Genomic DNA, 21104 nt, shown 5'->3' with positions numbered 1-21104 from the left:
CTCTTCAGGTGACTGTTCCGGGGATTCTGCGCGCCTTGGAAAAGGCGACTCTGTACCACGACGCCCTCACCTGGGCGCAGACCGATGCTGACCTTGGACTCGTCGACGGCCTCGATGCCCCGACGATCGCGGGGTTACTCGAGAAACGCACCGCCGCGGGGCATCCCGCATCCATGCTCGTCATCGCGCCGACCGGGCGCCGGGCGGAGTCTCTCGCGGCGGCGCTCGGCTCCTATGTGCCGGATGCCGAAATCCTGAACTTTCCCGCATGGGAGACGCTGCCGCACGAGCGACTGAGTCCGAGCCCCGACACTGTCGGGCGACGCCTTGAGACGCTCCGCCGCATCACGACCTGGGAGGGCCAGCGTCCGCTCGTCGTCGTCGCCTCGGTGCGCGCCGCTCTGCAGCCGATCGCTGGCAACCTCGGCGACACCGCGCCGCTAGAGCTCGTTCTCGGCGGCCGCGACTTCGAACTCGAGGATGCCGTCGAACACCTTGTCGAGCGCGCGTACTCGCGCGTCGACATGGTGTCGCGTCGGGGTGAGTTCGCTGTGCGCGGTGGCATCCTCGATGTGTTCCCTCCGACGAGCGAGCATCCGTATCGCGTCGAGTTCTTCGGCGACGAGATCGATCAGATCCGTGCATTCTCGATTGCAGACCAGCGATCTTTGCCCGGTGATATCGACCGGGTCGACCTGCCCGCGACCCGTGAGCTGTTGCTCACCACCGATGTGCGTGATCGTGCGCGCGCGCTGATCGCTGGTTTCCCTGCCATCGCCGGGATGCTGGAGAAGATGGCCGAGGGCATCCCCGTCGAGGGTATGGAATCGCTGCTGCCTGCGGTCTCCGGCCCACTGAAGTCGCTCGCCGAATACTTCCCGCCCGGAACTGCCACCGCCCTCGTTGATCCGGAGCGCTCGAGCGCGAGGGCGCAGAGCCTCGGCGACACGAACCGTGAGTTCCTCGATGCCGCGTGGAGCGCAGCCACATCAGGAGCATCCGCGCCGATCGATCTCGGTGCCGGTGACTTCCTCACCGTCGCACGCCTGCGCGAGATCGTCCGCGAGCGCGACGGCGTCTGGTGGCGGTTCAGCCCATTCGCCACGGATGACACGGATGCCGCGAATATCCACTCGTCGATCATCCCGTCCTTTCATGGCAACGTCGACGGCGCGATCGATTTCGTCGCGTCCCGCCTCAGCGACGGCTGGCGCGTGGTCGTCGTCGCCTCCGGTGCGGGGCTCGTGGACCGCGCCAGGGATGTGCTCTCCGACCGAGGCCTCGCCGCTCGTGTCGTCGACACGCTCATCGACGCCCCCGATCCCGGTGTCGCCACTCTTGTACTCGGCGCGCTCGAATCCGGATTCCAGGTGCCGGAGGCGAAGCTCGCCGTCCTCACCGACAACGAGTTCTACGGCCGCACGATCGGCGGAGACCAGCGAGTCGTCAAGAAGCTCGCCTCGCGTCGCAAGAACGTCGTCGACCCGCTGCAGCTCAAAAACGGCGACCACGTCGTACATGCCACACACGGCATCGCACGATTCGTCGAGATGACGAAGCGCGAGGTCTCCTCCGGCGGGCGAAACCCCACGAAGACAACCCGCGACTACCTGGTGCTGGAATACGCACCGTCCAAGCGCGGATTCCCCGGCGACAAACTCTACGTGCCCACAGATCAGCTCGATCTGCTGTCCAAGTACGTCGGCGGAGAGGCACCCACACTCTCGAAGATGGGCGGCAGCGACTGGTCTGCGGCGAAGGGCAAAGCACGCCGCGCCGTACGCGACATCGCCGTCGAACTCGTGAAGCTGTACTCGGCGCGCATGTCGGCGAAGGGCCACGCATTCGGGCCTGACACCCCATGGCAGCGAGAGCTGGAAGAGGCATTCCCGTTCGCGGAGACCCCCGACCAGCTGCAGACGATCGACGAGATCAAGGCCGACATGGAAAAGCCGATCCCGATGGATCGGCTGCTGTCCGGAGACGTCGGCTTCGGCAAGACCGAGGTCGCCGTTCGGGCGGCGTTCAAGGCTATTCAGGACGGCAAGCAGGTCGCCATGCTCGTGCCGACCACGCTGCTGGTCAAGCAGCACATCGAGACGTTCACCGAGCGTTTCGCCGGGTTCCCGGTGAAGGTACGCGCGCTGTCGCGCTTCCAGACCGACAAGGATGCCCGCCTCACGCTCGAGGGGCTGCTCGCCGGCTCGGTCGACATGGTCATCGGCACGCACCGGATCCTCACTGATCAGGTCATGTTCAAAGACCTGGGACTGCTCATCATCGACGAGGAGCAGCGCTTCGGCGTCGAGCACAAGGACAAGCTCAAGAAGCTGAAGACGAACGTCGACATTCTTGCCATGAGTGCCACGCCGATCCCGCGCACGCTCGAGATGGCAGTGACCGGCATCCGCGAGATGTCAACATTGGCGACGCCGCCCGAGGACAGGCATCCGATCCTTTCCTTCGTGGGCCCCCGTAGTGACAAGCAGATGGCCGCGGCGATCAGGCGCGAGATCCTGCGTGAGGGGCAGATCTTCTTTGTGCACAACCGGGTGCAGTCGATTCAGCGCGTGGCTTCGGAGCTTGCTGAGTTGGTGCCGGAGGCGCGAATCGCTGTTGCCCACGGGCAGATGGGCGAGCACCAGCTCGAGCAGGTCGTCGACGACTTCTGGGAGCGCAAGTTCGACGTGCTCGTCTCGACGACAATCGTGGAAACTGGCCTCGATATCTCGAACGCGAACACGATCATCATCGACAAGGCTGACAAGTACGGCCTCAGCCAGCTGCATCAGCTGCGTGGACGCGTCGGTCGCGGTCGTGACCGGGCATACGCGTACTTCCTTTACGACGACGCGAAGCCGCTTTCGGAGACCGCGGCAGACCGTCTGCAGACGATCGCGGTAAACAACGAGCTCGGTTCGGGTATGCAGGTGGCATTGAAAGACCTCGAGCTGCGCGGCGCAGGTAACATGCTCGGCGGCGAGCAGGCCGGACACATCGCCGGTGTGGGCTTCGACCTCTATCTGCGGATGGTGGGCGAAGCTGTTGCGACCTTCCGTGGTGAGGACGTCGAGACGGGCAATGAACTGCGGATGGAACTGCCGGTGGATGCGCGCATCCCCGAGACCTACATCGACAGCGAGCGCTTGCGCCTTGAGGCATACCAGAAGCTTTCTGCCGCGGCCGCGGCGACCGCGAAGGACGACGCCATCGACCTCGTGATCGAGGAACTCACCGACCGTTACGGTGCACCGCCGGAAGAGGTCGCCGGTCTGGTTGCGATCGCGCGGCTGCGTCGCCGTGCCGCGCGCGCGGGGCTCACCGACGTCGTGGTGATGGGTTCGAACTTGCGTGTGGCGCCCGCACACCTGGCGGACTCGATGCAGGTTCGGCTGCGGCGGCTGTATCCCACGGCGAAACTGGTCGCTGGGGGAGACGCGCTCGTCGTGCCGCTTCCGACTGATGTGAAGATGCTGGAGTGGGTGGCGCAGCTACTGACGGCGTTGTTCCCCGAGCCGGTCGCCACCGCCTGAAACGAGGGGTAGTAGGGTGGCGGCATGTTGTACGAGCACCTCGGGGCTCGGCCCCGGATACATGACACTGCCGTCATCGCACCCACTGCCGTCATCTCAGGAGACGTGGAGATCGGCGCGCACTGCCAGGTGCTGCACGGTGCCGTGATCACGGCGGAGGGTGGTCCGATCACTCTCGGCGAGCACGTGATCGTCATGGAGAACGCCCTCATCCGTGCAACTGCGGCGAATTCCGTGCACATTGGCGATCACACGCTGCTGGGTACGCTGGCGAGCATCGCCGGCGCGACTGTGGGCGAGGAAGTGTTCTTCGCATCGGGGGCACGCGTCTTCAACGGCGCGATCGTCGGTCCGCGCTGCGAGATCCGCGTGAATGCGATCGTTCATCGCCGTGCCGTGTTGCCGGAAGGCACCGTCGTTCCGATCGGCTGGGTGGCAGTGGGCGACCCGGTGCAGTTGCTCTCACCCGATCGAGAAGCGGAGATCTCCGCAGCACAGCCCGAACTCGACTTTCCCGGTCACGTCTTCGGCGTCGATCGTGACACCCCAGATCTCATGGTGCAGCTGACCGAGCGGTACGGATCATCCCTCGCGCGGCATGCGGACGATCATCCCGCCTGAGACCCGTGCGTGACTCGACTGATGGTCAGCTGGCGCTGAATGACTCACTGGCGAACATAGCCATCACATTCACGATGAACTCCGCCAGCGCGATCGCGGCAGGGCCCAGAAGGAGAACGCCGATGATGATCCTGCTACGCACATCCAACGTGTTTCCGGGCAGATGATTGATCCGCACATACGCAAAATTCCGCCACGCGATGATCACGGCAATCAGCCACAGAACGAGTGCAACGAACTCAAATAATGGTGCGGCGAAGTTCAGCGGATTATGGACCCCGATCACGTTGAAGATCACGGCATTGAGAATCTGGACGGCCAACGCGATCACAGTCGCGACCTGAAGTGCCCATGTGCCCGACTGGGATTCCTCCCGTTCGTTGCCTACCCGTGCGCTATCGCGATGCGCGAGCAGTCGGATGAGGCCCCAGATTCCGAGGATGATCGGCAACGCAACCGACATGACGATGTCCTTGGCGCGCGTGCCCAGGAGGTCGAAAGCCATCACGTAGAAGGCCGCTGATCCCTCAAGCTCCTGGCTATCCTGCGTCATCCCGCTCGCGCCCGTCGAGGCGAGGCCCAGCACGCCGCTGGCGGCGAGGCTGAAACCTGTGACGAGTAGTGCGATGGCCAACGCGTCAAGTTTGAGCAGAACGACCATCAACGCCGGCACCAGCACCATCAGGGAGATGACCAGCGTCGCCACAGCGAGGATGAGCAGCACCATCTTGAACGAGCCGTCGATCGAGGCCTGCCGCACCGTGGAGATGGGCGCGTATCCGAAGACGAAACCGATGCCGCCCGCGGCGATGCGCAGCCAGAGCCCGTCATGGTGACTGATTGCGAGGGCCGCACCGATGCCCAGGATGGAAAGGCCAAGGATCTGATGGCCCAGCAGCCCGATGCTGAACATCAGGATCATCACGGCGCCGGCCACGACTAAACCGATGATCCGTAGCACTCGGTGTGGTCTGAACGAATTTCCGATCAAACCGGACAATCCGGCGAGCCCTACAAGGTACACCGGGCCGACAAGGATGAGGTCGAGTGAGACCAGCACCGCCATGCCCACGCCAGTAAGCGCGATGCTCAGCGCGAGAATCTGGCTGAGGCGCAATCGTGTCCGCGTGGATTCCATTTGATCCGTCACCTAACTGTTCGTGGAGAAGTCCGGTTCATTCTGACGCGCCACCGCATAGGGATCCTCGCCCGACACCTGTCCGATGAAACGACAGATGCACGAGGAATCCTGAAGATTCCTCGTGCATCCGTCACACGATCGTGCAGGTGTCATCCCGCGAAGGGGTCAGATGACGCCCTGAGCGAGCATGGCCGTGGCGACACGCTGGAAACCGGCGATGTTGGCACCGGCGACGTAGTCACCGGGAGCGCCGTACTTCTCGGCTGCCGTGAACGCGGCGTCGTGGATGTCGGACATGATCTCGCGCAGCTTGTTCTCGCTGTCGCCGAAGGTCCAACGCTGACGCGAGGCGTTCTGGCTCATCTCCAGCGCAGAGGTGGCCACCCCGCCGGCATTCGCAGCCTTACCCGGCGCGAACAGGACGCCCGCCTGCTGGAATGCCTCGACGGCCTCCGGCACACAGGGCATGTTCGCGCCCTCTGACACGGCACGCACGCCGTTCGCGATCAGTGCTTCAGCGTCGGCGAGGCTGACCTCGTTCTGCGTGGCGGAAGGCACTGCGATGTCGACGGCCACGTCCCAGACGCTGCCCCCTTCGACGAATCGTGCACCAGGACGACGGTTCGCGTACTCGACGATGCGGCCGCGCTCGACCTCCTTGATCTGACGGAGCAGTTCGAGGTCGATACCGGCGTCATCGACGACATACCCAGAAGAGTCGGATGCCGTGACGGCAGTCGCACCGAGCTGAGTGGCCTTCTGGATGGCGTAGATCGCGACGTTACCCGAGCCGGAGATGCCGACGCGCTTGCCTTCCAGTGACTCGTTGTGCACGGCGAGCATTTCCTGCGCGAAGAACACTGCGCCGTAGCCTGTGGCTTCGGTGCGTACTTCGGCGCCGCCCCATCCGGTGCCCTTGCCGGTGAACATTCCCGACTCGTGGCGGTTGGTGACCTTGCGGTACTGGCCGAAGAGGTAGCCGATCTCGCGTCCACCGACACCGATGTCTCCTGCGGGAACGTCAGTGTGCTCGCCGAGGTGGCGGTACAGCTCGTTCATGAACGACTGGCAGAAGCGCATGACCTCCGCGTCGGAACGGCCGTGCGGGTCGAAGTCGCTTCCGCCCTTGCCGCCGCCGATGCCCTGACCGGTGAGCGCGTTCTTAAAGATCTGCTCGAAGCCGAGGAACTTGATGATCGACAGGTTCACCGAAGGGTGAAAGCGCAATCCGCCCTTGTACGGGCCGAGCACGGAGGAGAACTGGATGCGGTAGCCGCGGTTCACGTGCAGCTTGCCTGCGTCATCCACCCACGGCACACGGAACATGATCTGCCGCTCCGGCTCGACCAGTCGCTCCAGGATGCCGCCTTCGACGTACTCCGGGTGCTGCTCGAGCACCGGCGCGATCGAGTGCAGTACCTCGTGCACGGCCTGGTGAAACTCCGGCTCGTACGGGCTGCGGGCGAGCACGGTATCGAAGATGGGCTGCACAGCGTCGGCGAGCGGGTGGAATTCGGGGTGAGTTGTGGTCACGCGGAATGGCTTTCTGAAGAGTATGGCTGAGGGGCGATCGTGTCGCGTGAAGAAGGCGTGCAGGGTCGGGCACGAGTTCTCACTTTACCCCGCAGGATTCTGGGAGATGACACGCGGTGTTTCGACCGAAGATCGGGTGGCGGTTACCCGGTGTTCTGTAGGCCTGCGGCGACACCGCTGACCGACAGCAGCAGCAGGCGACGCTGTTCGTCTTCGGTGCCGGATCCTGCGGCGGCCGGTCCGGCGGAGCGCAGCTCACGAAGAGCGCGCAGCTGCAGCAACGACAACGCATCCACATAGGGGCTGCGCAGCGTCACTGCTCGCTGCAGGATCGGCTTGTTTTCGAGGAGCCCGTTGCCACCGGTGAGGCGGATGACCCATTCCTTTGTGAGGGTGAGCTCATCGAGAACGAGCTGTGCGAGGTCGTCGCGGTCGCCGAGCGCGAGGTAGCGACGGGCGATACGCTCGTCTGTCTTCGCCAGGCTCATCGCGACGTTGTCGATCATGGTGCGCAGCAGGGGCCAGTCGCGGTAGGCCTGGATGAGGAGAGCCTCGTCCCCGACCGCTTCGAGCGCCGTTCCCAGACCGAACCAGCCGGCCAGGTTGATGCGCGCCTGCGTCCATGCGAATACCCACGGGATGGCACGTAGATCTTCCAACGACTCCACGGAGAGTCCTCGGCGGGCAGGGCGCGAGCCCAGGGCCAGCAGGCCGATCTCCTCCAGCGGGGTCACCGTGGCGAACCAGGGCGCAAATCCTTCTGCTTTCACGAGAGAGAAGAAGCGCTCACGCGAGGAGGCATCCATCACGTTCGCGACGTCAGCGAAGCGTGCGGCAGCACCGCTCGTGCGCTCTTCGACACCAGGGGAGGATGCCAGCAGTGTGGCTGCGGCGACCTGATCAATGTGTCGCATAGCGATCGCCGGCTCGCCGTAGCGGGCGAAGATCGTTTCGCCCTGCTCGGTGAGCTTGAAACGTCCGTCGACGGAGTGCGGCGGCTGCGCGAGGATCGCGGAGTTGGCGGGGCCGCCACCGCGACCGAGAGCACCACCACGGCCATGGAACTGGGTCAGCTCGATGTCGGCATCCTTCGCCCACAGGGCGATCTTTTCCTGCGCCTCATAGAGCGCGAGTGTCGCGGCGACGGGTCCGACGTCCTTCGACGAGTCAGAGTAGCCGAGCATGACCTCGAAGCGGTTCCCCGTCTCGGCCAGGCGCGCCTGGAACTCCGGGAACGTGATGACCTCGGCGAGGATCCCGGGGGCTGCCTGCAGGTCGGCGAAGGTCTCGAACAGCGGCACGACGTCGAGAGCCGGAACGTTATCGCCGAGCGCGTAGCGAGCGAGACGGTGCACGTTTGCGAGGTCGGCGGCCGATGTCGTGAACGACACGACATAGCGGCCCGCGGCACGCAGGCCATAGGTGCGTTGGATCTCAGCGACCGCGCGGAAGACCTCGAGGACCTCCTCGGTCCGCTCGCTGAGTTCGCCGCCCGCCTCGAGCTCTGCGAGAGCCTCACGATGCACCTGCGAGTGCTGGCGCACCTCGAGCTCGGTGAGGTGGAAACCGTAGGTCTCAACCTGCCAGATCAGATGCTGGATGCCGCCGAATGCGTGGCGCTTCGCACCGGATGCGGCGAGCGATTCCTGCACGGCGCGCAGATCAGAGAGCAGTTCCTCCGGTGCGCCGTATCCGCCTTCCAGTCTGAGGCGGGTCTCGGCGACGCGACGCGCGAGGGCCAGCAGCACACGACGGTGCGGCTCCTCGGGGGAACGTGCGGCGATCTCCGCGGCGGTGGTTTCGTCGGACGCAGAAAACGCCTCCCAGATCGCGGTGACCGTGCTGCTGGGGGGAGTGCCTTCCGCGTCGAGAGTCAGGCCGCGGCCGATGCGATCGATCGCGCGCTCCAGGCCGCGAAGCACGTGGTCGGAGGCGATCTGCGCGGCTTCGCGAGTGACGGATGCCGTGACGGAGGGGTTGCCGTCGCGGTCACCACCGACCCACGAGCCGATCCGTACGAAGGCAGGAACGACCGGAGCGCTCGCGCCGGACTCTTCGCCGCGGAGGGCATCGTCGATACGACGGTAAACGTGCGGGACGGTGGTGAAGAGAGTCTCATCGAACACCGACATGACCGTACGCACCTCGTCGGTGGGTGAGGGCTTACTCGACCGCAGAGGGGCCGTGCGCCAGAGGGTGTCGACTTCTTCCAGCATCCGGCGGTGTGCGCGGTGCTGCTCGGCTCCGCCTTCGCTGGTCGAGTCGTGCTGGGTCAGCAGCTCCGAAAGGCGACGGATGCTGGCGGATACCGCGCGACGGCGGGCCTCGGTGGGGTGTGCCGTGAAGACCGGCTGGAAGCGCAGGCTTTCGAGTCGGCGCTGTGCTTCTTCGTCGCCGACCTCGCGGCGCAGCTGTGCGTACGCAGTGGCGACCGTGTCAACGGCGTCTTCGTGACCGGGCCGGCCGGCCCGCTCACGGAGGATGCGCACGCGCTGGTGTTCCTCGGCGAGGTTCACGAGATGGAAGTAGGAAGTGAACGCACGAGCGACTTCGTCAGCGCGCTGGACCGTGAACGAGTCCGCGATCTCGGTGGCGCGTTCGAACGCGTGAGTGCTCTCTTCTTCGTATGCCTGGATCGTGGCCAGGCGCAGGCGTTCGACGTCTTCAAACAGGCCTGGGCTGCCGCATTCGCGGAGCACCTGGCCGAGAAGGGCGCCGAGCATGCGGACGTCCGCACGCATCTCGTCGGGAATCCCGCGTCCGGCTTCGAAACGGCCGATAACGCGGATGGCCTCTGTGTTGGTGGGCTCGGGGGTCACCATTCGAGGTTATCCCCGGGCAGAGGGGGCTCCTGACCATGTGAAGGCCCGAAATGGTGTGATCGGCGGGCATAGCATGGGGGAGATGTCTGAATCCAGAAACCTTCTGCGCACCCAACAGTTCCCTGCGGTGCTGCTTCTGCTTGCCGCAGCGCTCGGGCTGCTTCTCGCGAATCTGCCGACTTTCGGCCCGATCGACGCGGTACTCGGATTTCACATTGCGATCCCGGGTGTCGGGATTGACCTGTCGGTCGCGCACTGGATCTCAGACGGCCTGCTCGCGATCTTCTTCTTCGTCGTCGCCATGGAGCTGCAGTACGAGCTGACCCGTGGTGAGTTGAACTCCTTCCACAAGGCGCTGCAGCCGGCGATTGCTGCTGCCGGTGGTGTGCTCGTCCCGATCGGCATCTACCTGATGATCGCTGGCGGCGACCAGACGGCATCGGGCTGGCCGATTCCGACGGCGACCGATATCGCCTTCGCTCTCGGAGTGCTCGCGGTGTTCGGTAAGGGGCTGCCGCCGGCCGTGCGCGTCTTCCTGCTCGCGCTTGCGATTCTCGACGACATCATCGGCATCATTTTCATCGCGGTGCTTTTCGCACACGACCTGAACTGGCTGTATCTCTTGCTCGCAGTGGTCGGTGTGGCCGTCTTTGCGGTGCTGTCGAGGACGCTGCCGACCAAGCGATCTTGGATCGTCGTGGCGGCGATGATCGTCCTGGGGGTGTTGGTGTGGGGGCTCGTTCTCCTGTCCGGCATCCACGCCACCATCGCGGGCGTGATGTTGGGGCTCGCCATGGCGCAATCGCCGGCGATGCCCACCCGTCACGTTCTCGAACCCTGGGTCAACGGCGCGATCCTGCCGATCTTCGCGTTCGCTGCGGCGTTCGTCGTCATTCCGGCTCTCGCACCCACTGAGCTGTCTCCGGCATTCTTCGGCATCGCCGTGGCGCTCCCGGTCGGCAAGATCATCGGAATCACCCTGTTCGGCTGGATTGCGATTCGGATCGGATCCCGGGGCCGCAAATCTGAGATGCGCGTCTTGGATCTGGTCGCGGCAGGAACCCTGGGCGGTATCGGATTCACGGTCTCGCTGCTGCTGGCGAATCTCGCGTTTGCGAACGACGCGGCCACCAAGGACCAGGCGATCCTCGGTGTTCTCGTCGGATCGCTGATCTCTGTGTTGCTGTCGGCAGTCGTGGTGTCGTCGCGTGCGGCGTGGCATCGTCGGGTGACGGCCGCGAGTTCCTGACGGGTCCTGAGGGGGAACGATGACCGATCATCCTGACGCGCTGCGCGAAGCGGCCGAGACCATGCGGGCTGTGCGCGAACGCTGCGTCTGGTCGCAGCAGATCACGCACCGAGACCTCGTGCCGTATCTGATCGAGGAATCGCACGAGGTGATCGATGCCGTCGAGAACGGCACACGAGCAGACCTGCGTGAAGAACTCGGCGATCTACTCTGGCAGGTGCTGTTCCACGCGGCGATCGCCGCTCAAGATCCGGACGATCCGTTCGACATCGACGATGTCGCAGACACTCTCACCGAGAAGATGGTGCGTCGGCATCCGCATGTGTTCGCTGATTCAGTCGCGAACACCCCGGAAGAGGTGCTGGTGCACTGGAACGCTGCCAAGGCCGCCGAGAAGCGCTCACGACTCAGTGTGCTGGACGGTGTGCCGAGGGGAATGCCGGCGCTCGCGCTCGCCCAGAAGCTCGTGGGGCGCGCCGCTTCCGTGATTCCGGCACCTGGGTCTGTCAAAGGGGTCGCACCGGCATCCGAAGCTGAACTCGGCGACGCGCTGCTCGCACTGGCCTCGCACGCCCGAGCCAACGGTTGGGATGCCGAGCGCGCTCTCCGCGAGCGCCTGCGGCTGCTGGAGTCAGAGGTCCGCGCGGCCGAGGTGGGGTGAGGCGTGTTCGGCACGGAACTCGGGCCGGCTCAAGACCTGGAAAGATAGAGCCGTGGCTACTGTGAACCCGCCGCGCGGCATGCGCGACATCCTCCCCGCCGACAAGGCCCGCCGTGAGCGTGTCCTCTCCGTCATCCGTGGACGCTATCGCGCGCATGGCTTCGACGAGATCGAGACGCCGGCGCTGGAGGAGTACTCGCGTCTGCACGCAGGCATCGGCGGCGACAACGAGAAGCTGGCCTACAACGTTCTGCGTCGCGGGATGGATGCCGAGGCGATCCGTGCGGGCGCAGATGATGCCGCCGCGCTTTCCGATCTCGGGCTCCGCTATGACCTGACGGTTCCGCTCGCACGGTTCTACGCGAGCAACCGCGGACAGTTGCCGGGTGTGTTCCGTGCGATTCAGATCGGTCCGGTCTGGCGTGCTGAGCGTCCGCAGAAGGGGCGCTATCGCCAGTTCATGCAGTGCGACATCGACATCATTGGGGATGACTCCGCGCGCGCCGAAGCGGAGTTGATGGTCGCCTCGCTCGACGTCGTCGATGCGCTCGGGCTCGAGGGCGCGACGGTGCGGATCAACGACCGCCGCGTGCTCGATTGGATGCTCGACACATTCGGCTTCACCGAGGAAGAGCGCCCCGGCGTGCTGATCACGATCGACAAGCTCGACAAGATCGGCCCGGACGGAGTTGCGAAAGAGTTGCGCGAACGCGGTGCAGCGGCATCCGCTGTCGACGCTTTCGAAGCATTCCTGAACCGCCCGCAGACCGACGAGCTCAATCCATTCGGCGAACGGCAGATCCTTAGTGCGCTGCCGGAGAATGCGCCAGACGAGATCGTCGCGCACCTGGTCGGCATTGGCGAGGCCGTTGCCGTGGGCCGGGCGATCGAGGGGGATATCCCGCTGACATTCGATCCTTTCCTCGTCCGCGGCATGGGCTACTACACCGGCACAATCTTCGAACTTACGCATCCGTCCGTTGATTACTCGCTCGGCGGTGGCGGACGCTACGACGGCATGATCGGTCGATTCCTCGGGCAACAGGTCTCTGCGGTCGGCTTCTCCCTCGGATTCGAGCGACTCGTCGACCTCGTTGCCGAAGAGGCCGGCGACGCTGCGCGGGCCGTTGTGCTCGTACACGATGCCGACGTTCCTGTCTCCGAACTCATCGCACACAAGGCTGCGCTCGTTCAGGATGGCGCCCGTGTGCGCTTGGAGCGTCGGACGAAGAACTTCAAGGCGCTTCTTGAACGTTCGGCAGCCGACGGATACACCGGTTTTGCGGCCATTTCGGCGGGCGCGGCAGTGGGTTCCCTGGAGATCAAGCCACTGAGCTGAGCACTTCCATCGGCCGAGTACACCTGTCGGCGAGAATCACACCTGTCGGTTGAAACCAGGAGTTCTGACAGGCATCCGTGAAAATCCACTGACAGGTGTACCGACGTTCATGCCGTGTTCACGGTCGAGCGATCGAATGGGTCCATGCCTCGGGTTCGCGTTGCCCTCGTAGTGGGAGCGGCGTTCGTAGCCATCGCGTTCGGAGGACACACACTGCTCACCCGCCAAGCAGCGATTGCGCGTCGGCGCATTGGCAAGCCGCTCGGCGAGGATTCTCTCGACGCCGACCGAGTGTGGACGCGTTCGCTGAACGGACAGCCGGTGGAGTTGTTGCTGCTCGGCGACTCACTGGCCGCAGGTCTCGGTGCTGAGCATCGAAAAGAGACGCTCGGCGGGCGCATAGCGAAAGCCACAGCCAAGCGGATGCAGCGGCCGGTGCGCCTGCGAACGGTCGCAGTCGTCGGATCGGAGTCATCGGCGCTCGCCAGTCAGATCGATGCTCTTTCCGACGACTACCGCGCCGACGTGGCGGTGATCGTCGTCGGCGGTAATGACGTCACGCACCTGATTCCGCCCTCCGTCGCGGCCGAGCAACTCGAGCAGGCAATCACCCGGCTTCAGGATGCCGGCACTGCCGTCGTGATCGGCACGTGCCCTGACCTCGGCACCCTGCAGCCGGTGCCGCAGCCGCTGCGCGCGCTGCTGTCGCGGATGTCACGACGCCTCGCCCTCGAACAGACGAGAGTCGCGTGGCGCACCGGTGCGGTGCCGGTTGATCTGCGTGAGGCGGTGGGGCCCGCGTTCCGCGAGCAATCGGAGGAGATGTTCAGCTTGGACCGCTTTCACCCCAGTGCGGCCGGTTACCGCCGTACGGCCGAGGCACTGCTGCCGGCGGTGGTCATGGCGCTGGAATCTCGGCCGCAGCTTCTTCAGAAGGTGCTCCTGCAGCGCTGAACACGGCGGCCCACTCCTCGACGCGCTTGGCGCTCTCTGCCGGAGACAGGTCCTCGACGCGGCTCATCAGAGACCAGCGCACGCCGAAGGGATCGCGGATGCTCGCGAAGCGATCACCTGAGACAAAATCGGATGCCGGTTCGCGCACGTGAGCGCCCGCCGCGACGGCGCGCTCGACGACAGTGTCGACATCGGTGACATAGAGGCCGAGCGAGTAGCAGTCGTCGTCGCCTGTGGGTGGCGGCACGAGCTTGTAATCCCGGGTGGGCTCGCCGATCTGGAGCAACCCGAGCCCGAAATCAAGATCTGCATGGACGACGACTCCACCCATCTCTGTGACGTCGATGACCGTAGCGCCGAAGACATCGCGGTAGAAACCGACCGCCTCGGCGGCTCCAGGGATCGCGAGAAAAGGGGTCAGAGAAGTCGCGTTGTTCGGGCGTCCGTTCGTGGTGTGAGTGCCGGTGAGGCCTGATGTCGTGTTCATGCCTTCACGCTACGGATCGGGGCCCGTGCTGCGCTTGGAGATTCGCGACACGATGTCGGACGCGATGACTATCGTCAGAGGATGATCGATGCGTGGCGGGGAATTCTGTACCCGGCGCGGCTGCCTCAGTTTCACTGGCTGCTGCCGCCGGCGGAGGCTGCGGAACTCGTCGAATGGTTCTGGATTCCGGAGTGGAACATCGAACCCGGGCGCACATCGCGTCAGCACGTCGTCGCGTACCCCGCACTCAACATCGTGGTGGACGCGGGCGGCGTCGAGCTCACTGGAGCATCCACCCGCGCATCGCATCGCGATCTCACCGGTCGAGGGTGGGCAGTTGGTGCGCTGCTGAAACCGTCAGCCGTTGCCGCTCTCATCGAGGACCCGTCCGCGCTCCGTGACCGCTCGACACGATTCGATGCGCGCGATCTGCACAGTGCTGTGGCCCAGGCGATGGATGAGGGCGGAGCTGTAGGTCGTGAACATGCCGTGACGGCTTTCAGCGCGTGGCTCCTCGAGCGTGTCGGCGAGATCGGGCCTGTCGCGCGCCAAGCCAATGAGATGTCTGCTCTGCTGATGGCTGACTCCGCGATCACCCGCGCTGAGGAAGCCGCAGCGCGGCTGTCGATGTCTGTGCGCACCCTGCAACGTCTCGCTCACCGATACGTCGGCTTGCCACCAGCGGCGCTGATCAGACGCCGACGACTGCAGGAAGCGGCTCAGTGCGTGCGGGAGCATCCGGGAACCGACCTGTCGACGATCGCCGCAGAGCTCGGCTATGCCGACCATGCCCATCTGACGAACGACTTCCTGACTGTGCTGGGCATCGCGCCCAGCGCCTACCGCGCGTCTTGACCTCGGTACCGCGGCCATGCGTGCCTGCACGCCTGCACACCTGCAGGGCGATCGTACGGATGCATGGCCATCCCGCGGCGTGTCGCCCTGCGGGTGTGCATCGGCACTGCAAGTGTGCCGGCGGGCGCCAGTCAGCGGGCCACGCGCAGCCGCAGCATCCGATACGCGACCCCGATGATCACGACTCCTGTGCCGATGAGCGACGCCAGGACCGGCAGCGTGTTCACTAGCACCAGGCAGCCAAGCGCGCCGATGACCGGGACGAATCGCGGATAGCGGCGCGCAGCTCGCTGCTGCCGGAATGCGGAGGCGTTCGCGATCAGGTAGTACAGCAGCACGCCGAAAGATGAGAATCCGATCGCATTCCGCAGATCCGCGACGAGCACGATCCCGATGACGATCAGGGCGATGACGATCTCCGCGCGATATGGCACCTGCCAGCGGGGATGGACGACCGCGAGGAAGCGGGGCAGATCGGACTCCCTGGCCATCGCCAGCGTCGTCCGCCCGATTCCGGTGAGCAATGCCAGCAGGGCACCGAGGGATGCCGCGGCCGCTGCCACCCGCACGACAGGCGCCAGGGCAGACCAGCCAGCGGCATCCACAACAGCCGCCAGCGGCGCGGTGCTCGTCGCCGCATCAGCGCCGAGCGTGAGGATCACGACGATCGCGATCAGGACATAGACGATCAGAGCTCCGGTGAGGGCAATCGCGATCGCCCGCGGAATGTTTCGTGCGGGGTTGGTCACCTCTTCGCCCATTGTCGCGATGCGGGCGTAGCCGGCGAACGCGAAAAACAGCAGACCCGCGCCCTGCAGCACGCCGTAGAGGGTGAGATCGGGCAGAGGCGCAGGTACGGCGGAGGGCGCGGCGGTGAATCCCGCGGCTGCCACGATGGCCAGACCCAACAGCGAGGCGACGACCAGGATGCGGGTGAGAAGAGCCGTGCGTGTGACGCCAAAGCAGTTCACGGCGGCGAGCGCACCGACGGCGACGATCGCGACCGGGAGTTCCCAGCCTGCAGGAGCGGCATAGGCGGCGAACGTCATCGCCATTGCGGCGCAGCTCGCGACCTTGCCGATCACGAAACACCAGCCGGCAATGAAACCCCACCAGGGGCCGATCTCTGCGCGGGCATAGGCGTAAGTGCCGCCGGCGACCGGATGCACGGCGGCCAGCTGGGCGGAGGATGCCGCGTTGCAGTATGCGACGACAGCGGCGATCGCGAGTGCGATCAGCAGGCCGGAACCGGCGACCTCGATCGCCGGACCCCACACCGAGAAGACGCCGGCGCCGATCATCGAGCCGAGGCCGATGGCGACGGCATCCGTGAGCGTCAGGCGACGAGCGAGTTCCATGCCGTCATCGTGGCACGTGCAGGTGAACGGATGGTGCTCAGCTCTGGCGAGCCGCGGTGACGCGCTTCTTCTCGCGGATGTACACCTCGCGGCGCACCTTCGCTACGACATCGCCGTCGCGGTCGGTGATCTCGGTCTCGAACCACTCCAGTACCTTCGCGCCGCCCTTGGCGCGCTCGCGGAGTTCGGCGGCTTTCTCTGGCGAGACGTGAAAGTGCGCGGTCAACATGCCGCGCCCTGGTTTGATGAACTCGATTTCGCCGCGAGTGTCCCACACGACGTAATCACGGCCGAGCTGGTGCATCACGAGCATGAAGAAGTACGGGTCGGTCATCGCCGACATCGACCCGCCGAACGCAGTTTTCACGAAGTTGCGGGTGATGAGGTTCACATGCAGCTCGACGGTGGCGTGTGTCCAGTCGTGACTGAATCGGCGGATGCGGATGCCGCTGAAGAAGTTCGGAGCCCACAGGCTCATTCCGGTCGCAAGGCGTCGGGGAGTGATCTTCATCTCGCCAGTGTGGCGGAGAGTGCACGTCGCGACAAAGTCGGTGGAGGGTTGTGACAGTTGTTCTAGTTAAACTAGAATTAGTAGAAGTTCGAATGGAAGGGAGAACGATGCTGATCAAGATCGACGTCGAAAGCTCCCGCCCGCTTTTCGAACAGGTCGCCTCCTCCGTGCGCACAGACATCGTGGCTGGGCGCCTGGCCCCGGGGCATCGGCTTCCCTCTGCCCGCGAGCTCGCTGAGGCACTCGAGATCAACCTGCACACCGTGTTGCGTGCCTACCAGCAGCTGCGCGACGAGGGGCTTGTTGATCTTCGCCGGGGGAGAGGCGCTGTCATCTCGGCATCCGCCGCTCCGCTTGCCGAACTCTCACACGACATCATCGCCCTCGTATCCCGCGCTGCGGGACTTGGGATATCACCGACCACTCTCGCCGCTCTCATCAAGGAGACACCCGTATGACTGACGACGTCCGCAGAGCCCGCGCCGCCTTTCTTTGGGTGGGGGTGATCGTGCCTCTGGCGCTCATCGTCCTCGCCACGGTCGTGATCGCTGCGTGGTTGCCGGAGATCCCGGAGCCGGCGGCCACGCACTGGGGGACAGACGGCGTCGATGGGTACGGCCCAGGCTGGACCTATCTCGTGATGCCTATCGGAATTGGCGGCGGTATTGTGGTGCTTTTTGGGGCGATGGCGCTGTTCAGCCATCGGCTACCACCCAAAGAATCCGATCGTGCGCAGGCGTGGTCGCCCCCGAGATTTCTGGGTGGGGTGAGCCTCGGCACCGCAGGCATGATCTCGCTGCTCTCGGTGGTGAGCGTCGGAGTGCAGCGAGGACTGTCGGATGCTGCAGACGCTCCCGGCATCGGCTTGTGGATCGTGCTCGGATTCATCGTGCTCGTCGGCTTCACAGTGCTGGGTTGGTTCCTGCAGCCGAAGTCGCCTCGCGTCTTCGCCCCGAACGGAGCCGCCGCGGAGCGAATCCCCCTCGCTGCCGGAGAGAAACTCGTCTGGGTCGGCACAGCGAATATGAGCCGTATCGGCGTCGTGGTGCTCCTCGCGGCCGTCGCGTTCCTGGCCATCCGGGCCGCGATGCTGATCGCCGAGAGCGACGCCGGTTGGTGGATCTACGGTGTCGCCACGGTCGTGATCGCTCTACTCGTCAGCAGCACACTGACCTTCCGTGTCCGAGTGAACGCCCGCGGCCTGTCGGCACGCTCCTTGCTCGGCTGGCCCCGCACGCAGATTCCGCTGTCTGACATCGAGCGAGTTGAAACAGTCGAAATCGATCCCTTCCGAGAGTTCGGCGGCTGGGGCTGGCGCCTCAGCATGGATGGCCGCCGAGGAATCGTGCTGCGCACAGGTGAAGCCCTGCAGGTCACACAGTCCAACGGACGCGTGTTCGTCGTCACGCTCGACGGGGCATCAGAGGCTGCCGCAGTACTCGAAACGCTCCGCACCGAACCCACTTCTTCGATGAACAAGGAACACTCATGACTCGCATCCGCCCGATCGCCACGATCGCCTTCGTCGTCCTTGCACTGGGGCTCGCCTGGCTCGTCGCCCTGCCACTGTGGCTGGACAGCGGGCTCATGAACCCGCTGGCCGGAATTCTCATTCCAGTGATGATGTTCACGCCGGCGCTGGCTGTGGTGATTGTCATGCTCGTCTTGCGCCCAGTGCCGAAGGGGGAGCGGCTGCGTTTCCTTGGGATCTGGCCGCTGCGTCCTGCCAAGCGCGTGGTCTGGATGATGGTGCTCGGTCTGTTCGGCCCCGTCGTCGTCGTTGCCGCGAGCGTCGCCGTCGCCGCGCTGTGCGGCTGGGTCACCCTCGACCTCGTACACTTCTCCGGCTTCGCCGAGCAGCTGGCAGCTGGCCTTCCTGCCGGTGTTGAGGCGCCGCCGGCGATCGTCGTCATCCTCTCCCAGCTGATCGCGATTCCGTTCGCTGCCGCGACGATCAATGCGTTCCTCGCCTTCGGAGAAGAGCTCGGCTGGCGTGGATTCCTGCTGCCCGCGCTGCGTCCACTCGGCACCTGGCCGTCGTTGCTCATCAGCGGTGCGGTGTGGGGACTGTGGCACTCGCCGGTCATCCTGCTCGGCTACAACTTCGGCCTCACCGACATCACCGGCGTTCTGCTCATGACAGCAGGATGCGTGGCGTGGGGCGTGCTGCTCGGCTGGCTGCGACTGCGCTCGGCGTCGCTGTGGCCTGCCGTCTTCGCCCACGGTGCAATGAACGCGGCCGGCGCCATGATCTTGTGGTTCTATGCGGCGGGGACGACTTTCGACATGGCACTTGCGGGCCCACTCGGAGTCGCCGGCTGGATCACCTGCGCGATCGTCGCGGTCGTGCTGGTTCTCACCGGGCAGTTCCGTCGTCAGCCGGAACTGGACGGCGCTGTCGGACGGATGCTCTCGGCACCGCGCCGCTGAGAGGCATTCCGCCCGGACCCGCGGGTGACTAGTTTTGGTGACACCGAACTCCGGGAGGTCGCCATGGCACGCACCGCGTCACGCGCATGGCTCGTCGCCTCTGCGATGGTGTCATTGATGCTGCTCAGCGCCTGTACGTCGTCGCCCGAGCGTAACGCGCCGGATGGCGTGACTGTCTCGCTCGTCCAGGGACGCACGGACATCGCCAGCGGACTCGTGTCGATACGGGTGCAGAACGACGGTGAGGAGACCGTTCGTGTGCTGACGGCTTCGTATCTTGACCCGCGTTTTGCAACGGGTGCGGAATGGGATCGCGCGACCGACATTCCGGCAGGAGCCGCACGGGCACTTCGCGTCGAGGTGCCACCGCCCGACTGCGACGTGGGCATCGAGTCGGCGTCCGGCACGGCACAGCTGACATTCTCGACATCCGAGGGTGAGACGGTCGCCGCCTATGACGTCACCGACCCGTTCGACTTCGTCTCCCCGTACATCGAGGCTGCGTGCTTCGCGAAGCAGCTCAGCGAGACGGCGACCATTGCGCTGGAGGGTGTGATGGTCGAAGCAAATGGCGAGGGCGCCGTGCTCGAGATGCGCGTCACGGCGAATTCTGAGGATGCTGTGGTGCTCGATTCGGTCGACGGCACGGTGCTGCTGGCGCCCGATGGCGGCGACGAGGCCTGGCATCCGCAGGTCACGGTCACGCCGGGAACGTCCGCGTCGGTCGAACTTCGAGTGGTCCCCACCCGGTGCGATCCCCACGCGGTCGTCGAGGACAAAGTCGGCACGCGCTTCCCCGCGTCCATCACGATTCTTTCGAGTACGCCGCGGACCGGCGTGTTCGTGATCGTCGCCGATGACGCCCAACGCGCCGCGCTGTACGGGTACGTCACGGGGCACTGTGGGAACAGCCCCTGACTGGGTAACGTGGGGCTCATGACTGAACCAACGGTGGAGAACTGGCGCCGCGCTGACGAGTTCCTCTCCGACACGCTCGTCGGACACGACCCGGCGCTGGATGCCGCCCTCGCCGCCCAGCGCGCCGCCGGTCTTCCCGACATCGAAGTCGCCCCAGTCAGCGGCAAGCTGCTGAATCTGATGGCTCGGATCAGCGGCGCACGCCGTGTGCTCGAGATTGGCACACTCGGTGGGTACTCGACCATCTGGCTCGCCCGCGCGGTCGGTGAGGGCGGCACTGTGACCACGATCGAAGCAGAGTCGGGAAACGCGGCGATCGCACGGGCCAGCATTGATGCGGCCGGTATCGGCGATCGAGTCGCGATCCGCATCGGTCGCGCCGCAGATGTGCTGCCCACGCTCGAAGGATCCGAGCCGTTCGATCTTGTCTTCATCGACGCTGACAAAGAATCGAACACCATCTACCTCGACTGGGCTGCACGGCTCGGACGCTCTGGTGCTGTGGTCATACTCGACAACATCGGCCGCGAGGGTGAGATCGTGCGTGAGGACACCACCGATCCGCGCGTCATCGGAACGCGAGACGCACTGCGGATGCTGGGGGAGGACTCGCGCTTTGACGCCACAGCTCTCCAGACAGTCGGCATCAAGGGGTGGGATGGCATCGCGCTCGCAATCGTCATGTGACGAAC

Annotated in this window: 18 protein-coding genes; 12 read left to right on the top strand and 6 right to left on the bottom strand. The window is 65.1% G+C overall.

Annotated elements, in window-relative coordinates; translation table 11 throughout:
- The first annotated feature begins 8 nt into the window (after positions 1-8).
- Positions 9-3533, top strand: coding sequence for a transcription-repair coupling factor (mfd, locus tag ACSU04_RS05680; protein WP_439288708.1), 3525 nt, complete (start codon positions 9-11; stop codon positions 3531-3533).
- 24 nt (positions 3534-3557) lie between these two features.
- Positions 3558-4154, top strand: a complete 597-nt coding sequence (locus ACSU04_RS05675) for a gamma carbonic anhydrase family protein (RefSeq protein WP_439283718.1) — start codon at positions 3558-3560, stop codon at positions 4152-4154.
- A gap of 25 nt (positions 4155-4179) precedes the next feature.
- On the opposite strand, the gene ACSU04_RS05670 is transcribed toward ACSU04_RS05675, so the two are convergent.
- The 3 genes from ACSU04_RS05670 to ACSU04_RS05660 all read right to left on the bottom strand — a co-directional run bounded on the left by ACSU04_RS05670 (position 4180) and on the right by ACSU04_RS05660 (position 9569).
- On the bottom strand, positions 4180-5292 hold the full coding sequence (locus ACSU04_RS05670; RefSeq protein WP_439288707.1) for a hypothetical protein: 1113 nt from the start codon (positions 5290-5292) through the stop codon (positions 4180-4182).
- Positions 5293-5460: 168 nt separating this feature from the next.
- Positions 5461-6828, bottom strand: a complete 1368-nt coding sequence (gene gdhA / locus ACSU04_RS05665; RefSeq protein WP_439283714.1) for an NADP-specific glutamate dehydrogenase — start codon at positions 6826-6828, stop codon at positions 5461-5463.
- Positions 6829-6971: 143 nt separating this feature from the next.
- Positions 6972-9569 (bottom strand): phosphoenolpyruvate carboxylase, encoded by a 2598-nt coding sequence (locus ACSU04_RS05660; RefSeq protein ID WP_439289432.1) that lies wholly within the window; start codon positions 9567-9569, stop codon positions 6972-6974.
- Positions 9570-9732: 163 nt separating this feature from the next.
- Here ACSU04_RS05660 and nhaA point away from each other — a divergent pair, with 163 nt between their 5' ends.
- From nhaA to ACSU04_RS05640, 4 genes are all read left to right on the top strand, one after another.
- Positions 9733-10899, top strand: coding sequence for a Na+/H+ antiporter NhaA (nhaA, locus tag ACSU04_RS05655; RefSeq protein WP_439288706.1), 1167 nt, complete (start codon positions 9733-9735; stop codon positions 10897-10899).
- Between the two features lie 19 nt (positions 10900-10918).
- Positions 10919-11560: a MazG nucleotide pyrophosphohydrolase domain-containing protein gene (locus tag ACSU04_RS05650; protein WP_439288705.1), complete on the top strand. Its 642-nt coding sequence runs from the start codon at positions 10919-10921 to the stop codon at positions 11558-11560.
- A 79-nt stretch (positions 11561-11639) separates the two neighbouring features.
- A complete protein-coding gene (gene hisS / locus ACSU04_RS05645) occupies positions 11640-12899 on the top strand; it encodes a histidine--tRNA ligase (protein ID WP_439289431.1) in 1260 nt (419 codons plus the stop codon).
- A 144-nt stretch (positions 12900-13043) separates the two neighbouring features.
- Positions 13044-13853, top strand: coding sequence for an SGNH/GDSL hydrolase family protein (locus tag ACSU04_RS05640; RefSeq protein ID WP_439288704.1), 810 nt, complete (start codon positions 13044-13046; stop codon positions 13851-13853).
- Here ACSU04_RS05640 and ACSU04_RS05635 read toward each other — a convergent pair.
- Positions 13798-14340 carry a VOC family protein gene (locus tag ACSU04_RS05635; protein ID WP_439288703.1) on the bottom strand — a complete coding sequence of 181 codons (543 nt, stop codon included), beginning with the start codon at positions 14338-14340 and terminating at the stop codon, positions 13798-13800. The two genes, ACSU04_RS05640 and ACSU04_RS05635, sit on opposite strands and share 56 nt — an antisense overlap.
- 81 nt (positions 14341-14421) lie before the next feature.
- Between ACSU04_RS05635 and ACSU04_RS05630 the strand changes: the two genes are divergently transcribed.
- The gene (locus ACSU04_RS05630) at positions 14422-15195 is read left to right on the top strand and encodes a helix-turn-helix domain-containing protein (protein WP_439288702.1); all 774 of its coding nucleotides are present in this window, start codon (positions 14422-14424) and stop codon (positions 15193-15195) included.
- A 131-nt stretch (positions 15196-15326) separates the two neighbouring features.
- Here the strand turns inward: ACSU04_RS05630 and ACSU04_RS05625 are convergent, their stop codons facing one another.
- Entirely contained in the window at positions 15327-16553 is a 1227-nt protein-coding gene (locus tag ACSU04_RS05625; protein WP_439288701.1) for an APC family permease, read from the bottom strand.
- Between the two features lie 37 nt (positions 16554-16590).
- Positions 16591-17064 carry a DUF4442 domain-containing protein gene (locus ACSU04_RS05620; protein WP_439288700.1) on the bottom strand — a complete coding sequence of 158 codons (474 nt, stop codon included), beginning with the start codon at positions 17062-17064 and terminating at the stop codon, positions 16591-16593.
- Positions 17065-17171: 107 nt separating this feature from the next.
- Between ACSU04_RS05620 and ACSU04_RS05615 the strand changes: the two genes are divergently transcribed.
- From ACSU04_RS05615 to ACSU04_RS05595, 5 genes are all read left to right on the top strand, one after another.
- Complete coding sequence (locus ACSU04_RS05615; protein ID WP_439288699.1) at positions 17172-17522, top strand: GntR family transcriptional regulator; 351 nt, start codon at positions 17172-17174, stop codon at positions 17520-17522.
- Positions 17519-18556 carry a DUF1648 domain-containing protein gene (locus tag ACSU04_RS05610; protein ID WP_439288698.1) on the top strand — a complete coding sequence of 346 codons (1038 nt, stop codon included), beginning with the start codon at positions 17519-17521 and terminating at the stop codon, positions 18554-18556. Before ACSU04_RS05615 ends, ACSU04_RS05610 begins: the two co-directional genes overlap by 4 nt.
- Entirely contained in the window at positions 18553-19494 is a 942-nt protein-coding gene (locus ACSU04_RS05605; RefSeq protein ID WP_439288697.1) for a lysostaphin resistance A-like protein, read from the top strand. Before ACSU04_RS05610 ends, ACSU04_RS05605 begins: the two co-directional genes overlap by 4 nt.
- A gap of 63 nt (positions 19495-19557) precedes the next feature.
- Entirely contained in the window at positions 19558-20412 is an 855-nt protein-coding gene (locus ACSU04_RS05600) for a hypothetical protein (RefSeq protein ID WP_439288696.1), read from the top strand.
- 18 nt (positions 20413-20430) lie between these two features.
- The gene (locus tag ACSU04_RS05595; RefSeq protein ID WP_439288695.1) at positions 20431-21099 is read left to right on the top strand and encodes an O-methyltransferase; all 669 of its coding nucleotides are present in this window, start codon (positions 20431-20433) and stop codon (positions 21097-21099) included.
- Positions 21100-21104: the final 5 nt, after the last annotated feature.

Source organism: Microbacterium sp. A84 (genome assembly GCF_051842815.1).
GTDB lineage: Bacteria > Actinomycetota > Actinomycetes > Actinomycetales > Microbacteriaceae > Microbacterium.
This window is presented reverse-complemented; position numbering and strand designations above follow the sequence as displayed.

Bases quoted from the DNA above. Each gene is read 5' to 3' on its own strand.
- ACSU04_RS05600 (WP_439288696.1), top strand. From the start codon at position 19,558: ATGGCACGCACCGCGTCACGCGCATGGCTCGTCGCCTCTGCGATGGTG.
- ACSU04_RS05605 (WP_439288697.1), top strand. From the start codon at position 18,553: ATGACTCGCATCCGCCCGATCGCCACGATCGCCTTCGTCGTCCTTGCA.
- ACSU04_RS05660 (WP_439289432.1), bottom strand. From the start codon at position 9,569: ATGCGTGCGGACGTCCGCATGCTCGGCGCCCTTCTCGGCCAGGTGCTC.
- hisS (WP_439289431.1), top strand. From the start codon at position 11,640: ATGCGCGACATCCTCCCCGCCGACAAGGCCCGCCGTGAGCGTGTCCTC.
- nhaA (WP_439288706.1), top strand. From the start codon at position 9,733: ATGTCTGAATCCAGAAACCTTCTGCGCACCCAACAGTTCCCTGCGGTG.
- ACSU04_RS05675 (WP_439283718.1), top strand. From the start codon at position 3,558: ATGTTGTACGAGCACCTCGGGGCTCGGCCCCGGATACATGACACTGCC.
- ACSU04_RS05650 (WP_439288705.1), top strand. From the start codon at position 10,919: ATGACCGATCATCCTGACGCGCTGCGCGAAGCGGCCGAGACCATGCGG.
- ACSU04_RS05625 (WP_439288701.1), bottom strand. From the start codon at position 16,553: ATGGAACTCGCTCGTCGCCTGACGCTCACGGATGCCGTCGCCATCGGC.
- ACSU04_RS05595 (WP_439288695.1), top strand. From the start codon at position 20,431: ATGACTGAACCAACGGTGGAGAACTGGCGCCGCGCTGACGAGTTCCTC.
- ACSU04_RS05630 (WP_439288702.1), top strand. From the start codon at position 14,422: ATGATCGATGCGTGGCGGGGAATTCTGTACCCGGCGCGGCTGCCTCAG.
- ACSU04_RS05620 (WP_439288700.1), bottom strand. From the start codon at position 17,064: ATGAAGATCACTCCCCGACGCCTTGCGACCGGAATGAGCCTGTGGGCT.
- ACSU04_RS05670 (WP_439288707.1), bottom strand. From the start codon at position 5,292: ATGGAATCCACGCGGACACGATTGCGCCTCAGCCAGATTCTCGCGCTG.
- ACSU04_RS05640 (WP_439288704.1), top strand. From the start codon at position 13,044: ATGCCTCGGGTTCGCGTTGCCCTCGTAGTGGGAGCGGCGTTCGTAGCC.
- ACSU04_RS05615 (WP_439288699.1), top strand. From the start codon at position 17,172: ATGCTGATCAAGATCGACGTCGAAAGCTCCCGCCCGCTTTTCGAACAG.
- ACSU04_RS05635 (WP_439288703.1), bottom strand. From the start codon at position 14,340: ATGAACACGACATCAGGCCTCACCGGCACTCACACCACGAACGGACGC.
- ACSU04_RS05610 (WP_439288698.1), top strand. From the start codon at position 17,519: ATGACTGACGACGTCCGCAGAGCCCGCGCCGCCTTTCTTTGGGTGGGG.